This is a genomic window from Hydrogenophaga sp. GW101-3F08, assembly GCF_059424585.1.
In genome coordinates, this window is sequence record NZ_JBWKZP010000002.1 from 766775 (window position 1) to 776711 (window position 9937).

Annotated in this window: 5 protein-coding genes and 4 tRNA genes; all 9 read left to right on the forward strand. The window is 63.7% G+C overall.

Annotation, left to right across the window (positions count from 1 at the left end):
• Positions 1-2 precede the first annotated feature (2 nt).
• Positions 3-3176, forward strand: a complete 3174-nt coding sequence (locus AC07YZ_RS09220) for an efflux RND transporter permease subunit (protein WP_494794530.1) — start codon at positions 3-5, stop codon at positions 3174-3176.
• 94 nt (positions 3177-3270) lie between these two features.
• Positions 3271-3357: transfer RNA gene (locus tag AC07YZ_RS09225), tRNA-Leu, on the forward strand.
• A 72-nt stretch (positions 3358-3429) separates the two neighbouring features.
• Complete coding sequence (tig, locus tag AC07YZ_RS09230; protein ID WP_226493465.1) at positions 3430-4740, forward strand: trigger factor; 1311 nt, start codon at positions 3430-3432, stop codon at positions 4738-4740.
• A gap of 222 nt (positions 4741-4962) precedes the next feature.
• Complete coding sequence (clpP, locus tag AC07YZ_RS09235; protein ID WP_319004826.1) at positions 4963-5583, forward strand: ATP-dependent Clp endopeptidase proteolytic subunit ClpP; 621 nt, start codon at positions 4963-4965, stop codon at positions 5581-5583.
• A gap of 152 nt (positions 5584-5735) precedes the next feature.
• A complete protein-coding gene (gene clpX, locus AC07YZ_RS09240) occupies positions 5736-7001 on the forward strand; it encodes an ATP-dependent Clp protease ATP-binding subunit ClpX (protein ID WP_494794531.1) in 1266 nt (421 codons plus the stop codon).
• Positions 7002-7103: 102 nt separating this feature from the next.
• Complete coding sequence (gene lon / locus AC07YZ_RS09245; protein ID WP_226493463.1) at positions 7104-9536, forward strand: endopeptidase La; 2433 nt, start codon at positions 7104-7106, stop codon at positions 9534-9536.
• Positions 9537-9614: 78 nt separating this feature from the next.
• Positions 9615-9690: transfer RNA gene (locus AC07YZ_RS09250), tRNA-Gly, on the forward strand.
• Positions 9691-9763: 73 nt separating this feature from the next.
• Positions 9764-9837: transfer RNA gene (locus AC07YZ_RS09255), tRNA-Cys, on the forward strand.
• 23 nt (positions 9838-9860) lie between these two features.
• Positions 9861-9936, forward strand: a tRNA-Gly gene (locus AC07YZ_RS09260).
• Position 9937: the final 1 nt, after the last annotated feature.

Here is a 9937-nt window from a genome sequence, read left to right on the forward strand (position 1 = left end):
CCATGCATCCGATCCCCCCGAACCTCTCGAACCCCACCGACGGCGCCACCTCCTGGGTGTCGCGCTTCAACCTCTCGCAGTGGGCGCTGGACCACCAGGCGTTCACGCGCTACCTGATGATCGTGCTGATGCTGCTGGGCGTGGCGGCCTACTTCCAGCTCGGTCAGGACGAGGACCCTCCGTTCACCTTCCGCGCCATGGTGGTGCGGGCCTACTGGCCGGGCGCGACCGCCGAACAAGTGGCCGAGCAGGTGGCCGACCGGATCGAGAAGACGCTGCAGGAAGTGCCTTACGCGGACAAGATCCGCAGCTACTCCAAGCCGGGCGAAGCGCTGATCCTGTTCCAGCTCAAGGACTCGTCGCCGCCGGTCGAGGTGCAGCAGAGTTGGTACACGGCGCGCAAGAAGGTGGGCGACATGCGCGGCACGCTGCCGCAGGGCGTGGTCGGGCCGTTCTTCAACGACGAGTTCGGCGACGTCTTCGGTGTCATCTACGCGCTGCAGGGCGACGGGTTTTCGCCGGCCGACAAGAAGCAGGTGGCCGACCGCGTGCGCCAGCAGCTGTTGCGTGTGAAGGACGTCAACAAGGTCGAGCTCTTCGGCGTGCAGGACGAAAAGCTCTACGTGGAAATCTCGCACCAGCGGGTGGCCACCCTGGGGCTGGACGTGCAGCAGGTGCTGGCCGCGCTGGGGCAGCAGAACGCCATCGAATCCGCCGGCACGGTGCAGGCGCCGCACGACGTGGTGCAGGTGCGCGTGGGCGGGGCCTTCCAGTCGGTGGAGCAGTTGCGCGCCATGCCCATCCGCGCTCCCAACGGCACCCAGATCCGGCTCGGCGACATCGCCGACATCCGCCTGGGCTACGCCGACCCGGCGCAGGTGATGGTGCGCCACAACGGCCAGGACAGCATCGCCCTGGGCATCTCCATGGCCAAGGGTGGCGACATCATCGCGCTGGGCGAAGCGCTCAAACAGGTCGTGGCCGACATCGAACGCGAGCTGCCCGCGGGCATGGCGCTGGTGCAGGTGCAGGACCAGCCGAGCGCGGTGACCAATTCGGTCAACGAATTCGTCAGGGTGCTGATCGAGGCGGTGGCGATCGTGCTGGCGGTCAGCTTCCTGGCGCTGGGGCTGCACCGGCGCGAAGGTGGCCGGGGCCTGCGCCGTTTCGTGCTGGACGTGCGGCCCGGTCTGGTGGTGTTCATCACCATCCCGCTGGTGCTGGCGATCACGTTCCTGGCCATGAATTACTGGGGCATTGGCCTGCACAAGATCTCGCTGGGCTCGCTCATCATCGCGCTGGGCCTGCTGGTGGACGACGCCATCATCGCGGTGGAGATGATGGTGCGCAAACTGGAAGAGGGCTACACCATGGCGCGGGCCGCGACCTTCACCTGGGACGCCACCGCCATGCCCATGCTCACCGGCACGCTGATCACGGCCACGGGCTTCCTGCCCATCGGCATGGCGAACTCGGCGGTGGGCGAATACACCTTTGCGATCTTCGCGGTGACGGTGATCGCGCTGGTGATCTCCTGGATCGTGGCGGTGATGTTCGTGCCCTACCTGGGCGTTCGGCTGCTCAAGGTCAAGCCCCATGTGGGGCCGGCGCACGAGGTGTTCGACGGGCCCTTCTACGTGCGTTTTCGTGCGCTGGTGAACTGGTGCGTGCAGCACCGCTGGATCACCATCGGCCTGACCATCGGCACCTTTGTGCTGGGCATCGTGGGCATGGGTCAGGTGCAGCAGCAGTTCTTCCCGGATTCGAGCCGGCCCGAGATCCTGGTGGACGTGTGGTTGCCCGAGGGCAGCAGCATCGGCACCACCGACGAGGTCGCGCGCCGCATCGAGGCGCGCATGGCCAGCGAGCCGGGCGTCAAGAGCGTGAGCACCTGGGTCGGCTCGGGCGTGCCGCGCTTTTACCTGCCGCTGGACCAGACCTTCCCGCAGACCAATGTGTCCCAGCTCATCGTGTTGCCGCAGGACCTGAAGACCCGCGAACGCCTGCGCCAGGCGCTGCCGGCCCTGCTGGCGACCGAGTTTCCCGAGGTGCGCGGCCGCGTCAAGCTGCTGCCCAACGGGCCCCCGGTGCCGTACCCGGTGCAGTTCCGCGTGGTCGGTGACGACCCGACGGTGCTGCGCGGCCTGGCCGACGAGGTCAAGCAGGCCCTGCGCGACAACCCGCACACCCGGGGTGTGAACGACAACTGGAACGAATCGGTCAAGGTGCTGCGCCTGGACGTGGACCAGGCCAAGGCGCGTGCGCTGGGCGTCTCCAGCGAGTCGATCGCGCAGGCCTCGCGCACCATCCTCAGCGGCAGCACGGTGGGGCAGTACCGCGACGGCGATAAGCTGATCGACATCGTGCTGCGCCAGCCGCTGCACGAGCGCGACGCCATCACCAGCCTGGGCAATGCCTACCTGCCCACGGCCAGCGGCAAGAGCATTCCGCTGCTGCAGATCGCGCGCCCGGTGTTCGGCTGGGAGCCCGGCGTGATCTGGCGCGAGAACCGCGACTTCGCCATCACGGTGCAGAGCGACGTGGCCGAAGGCCTGCAGGGCGCCACCGTCACGGCCGAGCTGTTGCCGCAGCTCAAGCAGATCGGCGAGGGCTGGACCCAGCGTGGCCTGAATGGCTACCGCGTGGAGGTGGCCGGCGCGGTGGAGGAGAGCAGCAAGGGTTCGTCGTCGATCGCCGCCGGCATTCCCATCATGCTGTTCATCACCTTCACGCTGCTGATGCTGCAACTGCAGAGCTTCAGCCGTTCGCTGCTGGTGTTCCTGACCGGTCCGCTGGGTATGGCCGGCGTGGCCGGTGCGCTGCTGCTGCTGAACCGGCCGTTCGGCTTTGTGGCCCTGCTGGGCGTGATCGCGCTCATGGGCATGATCCAGCGCAACTCGGTGATCCTGATCGACCAGATCGAGCAGGACCGCGCGCGCGGCGTGCCGGCCTGGGACGCGATCGTGGAGGCCGCGGTGCGCCGCGCGCGTCCCATCGTGCTGACCGCGGCCGCCGCCGTGCTGGCCATGATCCCGCTCTCGCGCAGCGTGTTCTGGGGCCCGATGGCGGTGGCCATCATGGGCGGCCTGATCGTGGCGACGGTGCTCACCCTGCTGGCCCTGCCGGCGATGTACGCGGCCTGGTTCCGCGTGCGGCGCGAACCCCGGCCGGCCTGACCCACAGCAGCTACAATCTAAGGTTGCCGTGAAGCAGACGACCCGGCGCACAAGGTGAGCAAAGCCCTGTGACCGGGCCGCATGGAATGAAGGCGCGCGGGTGGCGAAATTGGTAGACGCACCAGGTTTAGGTCCTGACGCCAGCAATGGTGTGGGGGTTCGAGTCCCCCCCCGCGCACCACAGCTCAGACAAACGCATTTCCGCCGGTGAGCCAGACAGGCTGGTTGACCGACTTCCCTTTTGGAGAAAACCATGACCGTGACCGTTGAAACCCTGGAAAAGCTTGAGCGCAAGATCACGCTGACGCTGCCAGCCGATGTCATCCAGACCGAGGTGACCAACCGCCTCAAGCGCGTGGCGCGCGACGTCAAGATGGACGGTTTCCGTCCGGGCAAGGTGCCGATGAACGTGGTGGCCCAACGCTATGGCTACTCGGTGCACTACGAAGTCATGAACGAAAAAGTGGGCGAGGCATTTGCCGTGGCCGCCAATGAAGCCAAGCTGCGCGTGGCCGGTCAGCCCAAGATCACCGAGAAAGAAGAAGCGCCCGAAGGCCAACTGGCTTTTGATGCGGTCTTCGAGGTGTACCCGGAAGTCAAGATCGAAGACCTGTCCACCGCCGAGATCGAAAAAGTATCGGCCGAAGTGACCGATGCCGCCATCGACCGCACGCTGGACATCCTGCGCAAGCAGCGCCGCACCTTCGCGCAACGCGCCCAGGACCAGGCCGCCCAGGACGGCGACCGCGTCACCATCGATTTCGCCGGCAAGATCGACGGCGAAGCCTTTGAAGGCGGCAAGGCCGAAGGCTTCCAGTTCATCGTCGGCGATGGCCAGATGCTCAAGGAGTTCGAAGACGCCGTGCGCGGCATGAAAGCCGGCGAGTCCAAGACCTTCCCGCTGGCCTTCCCCGAGGACTACCACGGCAAGGACGTGGCCGGCAAGACGGCCGACTTCCTGGTCACGATCAACAAGATAGAAGCCGCCCATCTGCCCGAGGTGGACGAGGCCCTGGCCAAGTCGCTCGGCATCGCCGACGGCACGGTGGACGGCCTGCGTGCCGACATCAAGAAAAACCTGGAGCGCGAAGTCAAGTTCCGCCTGCAGTCCCGCAACAAGCAGGCCGTGATGGACGCGCTGGTGGCCAAGGCCGAACTGGACCTGCCCAAGTCGGTGGTGCAGGCCGAGCTCGACCGCCTGGTCGAGGGCGCCCGTGCCGACCTCAAGCAGCGTGGTGTGAAAGACGCCGACAAGGCGCCGATCCCCGAAGAGTTGTTCCGTCCGCAGGCCGAGCGCCGCGTGCGCCTGGGCCTCGTGGTGGCCGAACTGGTCCGCGCCAACGAACTGCACGCCAAGCCCGAGCAGCTCAAGGCCCACATCGAAGAGCTGGCGGCCTCCTACGAGAAGCCCGCCGACGTGGTGCGCTGGTACACCGGCGACAACCGCCGCATGGCCGAAGTCGAAGGCATCGTGGTCGAGAACAACGTGACCGAGTATGTGTTGTCCAAGGCCAAGGTCACCGACAAGGCCATTAGCTTCGACGAACTGATGGGCCAGGCCTGAGCGGTTTTCCCCTCGGGGGCCGGGGCGAGCGATTCCGGTCGCCGCTCGGGACGCCTGGGCATGAAAAAGGGCGGTTGATTCCGCCCTTTTTCATGTCTGCCCGCTTGCCTTTTTCTTCGGGCACGCCATATGCATGCCTGGGCCATGCCCGCGACCGTGTGGCGGGTTTGGCGGGTTGGTTACAGTAGTGGCATCGCGACACATCAATACATGGAGAAACGCATGAGCGCAATGGATATTCAAGGCTTGGGCATGGTGCCCATGGTGATCGAGCAGTCGGGCCGAGGCGAACGCGCCTACGACATCTATTCGCGCCTGCTCAAGGAGCGCGTCATCTTTCTGGTGGGTCCGGTCAACGACCAGTCGGCCAACCTGGTGGTGGCCCAGTTGCTGTTCCTGGAAAGCGAAAACCCGGACAAGGACATTTCCTTCTACATCAACTCGCCCGGTGGATCGGTGAGCGCCGGCATGGCGATCTTCGACACCATGAACTTCATCAAGTCCGATGTGTCCACGCTGTGCATCGGTATGGCCGCGAGCATGGGGGCTTTCCTGCTGGCGGCGGGCGCCAAGGGCAAGCGTTTTGCGCTGCCCAACTCCAAGGTCATGATCCACCAGCCGCTGGGCGGTACGCAGGGGCAGGCCACCGAGATCGAGATCCATGCCCGCGAAATCCTGAAAACGCGCGAGCAGCTCAACAAGATCCTGGCCGAGCGCACCGGCCAGCCGTTGGACAAGATCGAGCGCGACACCGAACGCGATTACTACCTGTCGGCGGCCGAGTCGGCCGAATACGGGCTGATCGACAAGGTCATCGACAGGCGCCCGGGGACGGCGACCTGATGCTTGCGGAATCGGGGGCCGGCACGCATATGGGTCTCCCGATACGGGTGACCGGCACCGATTCGGCCTTCTTTTCCTGCGTTTGGCCCCTGGCGGGCTTGAACTATCATTGTTGACACTGAACTTCCCTCGTATTCCGGAACCCCAGACCCATGGCCGACAAAAAAGCCACCTCCAGTGAAAAAGCGCTCTACTGCTCGTTTTGCGGTAAGAGCCAGCACGAGGTCAAGAAGCTGATCGCCGGCCCCTCGGTGTTCATTTGCGACGAATGCATCGACCTGTGCAACGACATCATCCGCGACGAGTTGCCCGGCCTGGAGTCGGTCAAGGCTTCCGGCGATGACGTGCCCACGCCCGCCGAACTCAAGAGCAACCTCGACAACTACGTGATCGGGCAGGAAGCCGCCAAGCGCGCACTGGCGGTGGCGGTGTACAACCACTACAAGCGCCTGCGCCACAAGCAGAACGCTCGCAAGGACGACGTGGAACTGGCCAAGAGCAACATCCTGCTGATCGGCCCCACCGGTTCGGGCAAGACCCTGCTGGCCCAGACCATGGCCCGCATGCTCAATGTGCCCTTCGTCATGGCCGACGCCACCACACTGACCGAAGCCGGTTATGTGGGCGAAGACGTGGAAAACATCGTCGCCAAGCTGCTGCAGAGCTGCAATTACGACGTGGAGCGCGCGCAGCAGGGCATCGTCTACATCGACGAGATCGACAAGATCACCCGCAAATCCGACAACCCCTCCATCACACGCGACGTGTCGGGCGAGGGCGTGCAGCAGGCCCTGCTCAAGCTCATCGAAGGCACCATGGCTTCGGTGCCTCCCCAGGGCGGGCGCAAACACCCGAACCAGGATTTCCTGCAGGTCGACACCACCAACATCCTGTTCATCTGCGGCGGTGCTTTCGCCGGGCTGGAGAAGATCATCGAAAACCGCACCGAGGCCTCGGGCATTGGTTTTGGTGCTGTGGTCAAGAGCAAGAAGCAGCGTAGCCTGACCGAGGCGTTCAAGGAGATCGAGCCCGAGGACCTGATCAAATTCGGTCTGATCCCCGAGCTCGTGGGACGTGTGCCGGTGATTGCCGCGCTGTCCGAGCTCAGCGAGGATGCGCTGGTCGAGATATTGACCGAGCCCAAGAACGCCGTGGTCAAACAGTTCTCGCGGCTGTTGTCCATGGAAGGTGCCGAACTGGAAGTGCGTCCGGCGGCGCTCAAGGCGATTGCCCGCAAGGCGCTGGCGCGCAAGACCGGCGCCCGTGGCCTGCGCTCGATACTGGAAAACGCGCTGATCGACACCATGTTCGAGCTGCCGGGCATGAGCAATGTGGAGAAGGTGGTGGTGGACGAGTCCACCATCGAAGAGAACAAGCCACCGCTGCTGGTGTACCGCGAAGCGGCCAAGCAGGCTTGAGGCGTTGCCCGCACGCGATGTGAGTGCGTGCCGAAGTTGACGATGCGTCCGGTTGATATCGCCCGCATCAACCCCATCTGACCATTTTGTTGAGGTTGAGAAATGTCCGGACAAACCCCCCTCCCTAGCACACCGGTTGAACTGCCCCTGTTGCCCCTGCGCGACGTGGTGGTGTTCCCGCACATGGTGATCCCCTTGTTTGTGGGTCGCCCGAAAAGCATCAAGGCGCTTGAGGCCGCGATGGAGGCTGAGCGCCGCATCATGCTGGTGGCGCAGAAAGCCGCCGCCAAGGACGAGCCGTCGACCGACGACATGTTCGAGATGGGCTGCGTCGCCACCATTTTGCAGATGCTCAAGCTGCCCGACGGCACGGTGAAGGTGCTGGTCGAAGGCGTGCAGCGCGCCAAGGTGCTGTCGATCAGCGATGGCGAGAGCCATTTTGTCGCCAGCGTCCATCCGGTGGACCCCGCGGTGGAGCGCGCCAACATGCAGTCGACCGAACTGGAAGCGCTGCGCCGTGCGGTGATGCAGCAGTTCGACCAATACGTCAAACTCAACAAGAAGATCCCATCGGAAATCCTGACCTCGATCTCCAGCATCGACGATCCTGGTCGCTTGGCCGACACCATCGCGGCCCATCTGCCGCTCAAACTCGAATCCAAGCAGGTCGTGCTCGATCTGGACCTGGTCAACAAGCGGCTGGAAAACCTGTTTGAACAGCTTGAGCGCGAGGTTGACATTCTCAATGTCGACAAGAAGATCCGTGGTCGCGTCAAGCGCCAGATGGAGAAGAACCAGCGCGACTTCTACTTGAACGAACAGGTCAAGGCGATCCAGAAGGAGCTCGGTGAAGGCGAAGAGGGCGCCGACATCGAAGAGATCGAAAAGAAGATCAAGGCCGCCAAGATGCCCGCCGAGGCGCGCAAGAAGGCCGACGCCGAGTTCAAGAAGCTCAAGCTGATGTCGCCCATGTCGGCCGAAGCCACCGTGGTGCGCAACTACATCGATGCCCTGGTCGCTTTGCCCTGGAGCAAGAAGACCAAGATCAAGCACGATCTGGCACACGCCGAGGTTGTGCTCAACGAGGATCACTACGGCCTGGACAAGGTCAAGGACCGCATTCTCGAATACCTCGCGGTGCAACAGCGCGTGGACAAGGTCAAGGCACCCATCCTGTGCCTGGTCGGTCCTCCGGGGGTGGGCAAGACCTCGCTGGGGCAATCGGTCGCCAAGGCCACGGGCCGCAAGTACGTGCGCATGGCGCTGGGCGGCATGCGTGACGAGGCAGAGATCCGTGGCCATCGCCGCACCTACATCGGCGCCATGCCGGGCAAGGTCCTGCAGAGCCTGTCCAAGATCGGCACGCGCAATCCGCTGTTTCTGCTCGACGAGATCGACAAACTCGGGACCGACTTCCGGGGTGACCCCTCGAGCGCGTTGCTGGAGGTGCTGGATCCTGAACAGAACCACACCTTCGGTGATCACTACGTCGAGGTGGACTTTGATCTGTCCGACGTGATGTTTGTCGCCACCTCGAATTCGATGAACATTCCGCCGGCGCTGCTGGATCGCATGGAGGTGATTCGCCTGTCGGGTTACACCGAGGACGAAAAGACCAACATCGCCATTCGCTACCTGCTGCCCAAACAGCTGAAGAACAACGGGATTCGCGAGGGTGAGCTGGAGGTGCATGAAGACGCCGTGCGCGACATCGTGCGTTACTACACCCGTGAGGCGGGTGTGCGTTCACTCGAACGTGAACTCTCCAAGATCTGTCGCAAGGTGGTCAAGGGCGTTCTGCTCAAGAAGTACACCCCCACGGTGGTGGTGGACGCCGAGAACCTCAGTGAATTCCTGGGCGTGCGCAAATACAGCTACGGGCGTGCCGAAGCGCAGAACCAGGTGGGACAGGTCGTGGGCCTGGCCTGGACCGAGGTCGGTGGCGATCTGCTGACCATCGAGGTGGCCATCATGCCCGGCAAGGGCGTGATCACGCGGACCGGCTCGTTGGGCGATGTGATGAAGGAGTCGGTGGAGGCGGCGCGCACGGTGGTGCGCAGCCGTGCCCGGTCACTCGGCATCAAGGACGAACAGTTCGACAAGCGCGACATCCATATCCATGTGCCCGATGGCGCCACGCCCAAGGACGGTCCGAGCGCCGGTGCGGCCATGACGACGGCGCTGGTGTCCTCGCTCACGGGCATCCCTGTGCGTGCCGACGTGGCCATGACCGGCGAGATCACCCTGCGTGGTGAAGTCACCGCCATCGGTGGCTTGAAGGAGAAGCTTTTGGCGGCTTTGCGTGGTGGCATCAAGACCGTGATCATTCCGGAGGAAAACGTGAAGGATCTGGCCGAGATTCCCGACAACGTGAAGCAGGGCCTGGAGATCGTTCCCGTCAAATGGATCGACAAGGTGTTGGCCATTGCCCTGGAGCGCCAGCCGGTTCCCCTGACCGATGAAGAGGTGGCGGCGCAGGTGGCGGCCGCGTCCGTGCGCCCGGCGGCACCCGCACCCGATGCGGTGAAACACTGAGTCAAAAAATTTTCGGGGGCTTGAAAAGAGGCGTTTTTCTGCGCTAGAATTTCAGCTTCTGACAAACATCAGAAACATGCGGGAATAGCTCAGTTGGTAGAGCGCAACCTTGCCAAGGTTGAGGTCGCGAGTTCGAGTCTCGTTTCCCGCTCCAGTATTGAAAAGGGAAGCCCGGCTTCCCTTTTTTGTCAGTTGTGAGGGATTGGTTTATCCGGTCGTTCGCATTGGGCGCGATAGCAAATCGGTTATGCAACGGATTGCAAATCCGTCTAGCCCGGTTCGACTCCGGGTCGCGCCTCCAGTCACTGACAGGCAACAGATCGTGCGGGAATAGCTCAGTTGGTAGAGCGCAACCTTGCCAAGGTTGAGGTCGCGAGTTCGAGTCTCGTTTCCCGCTCCAG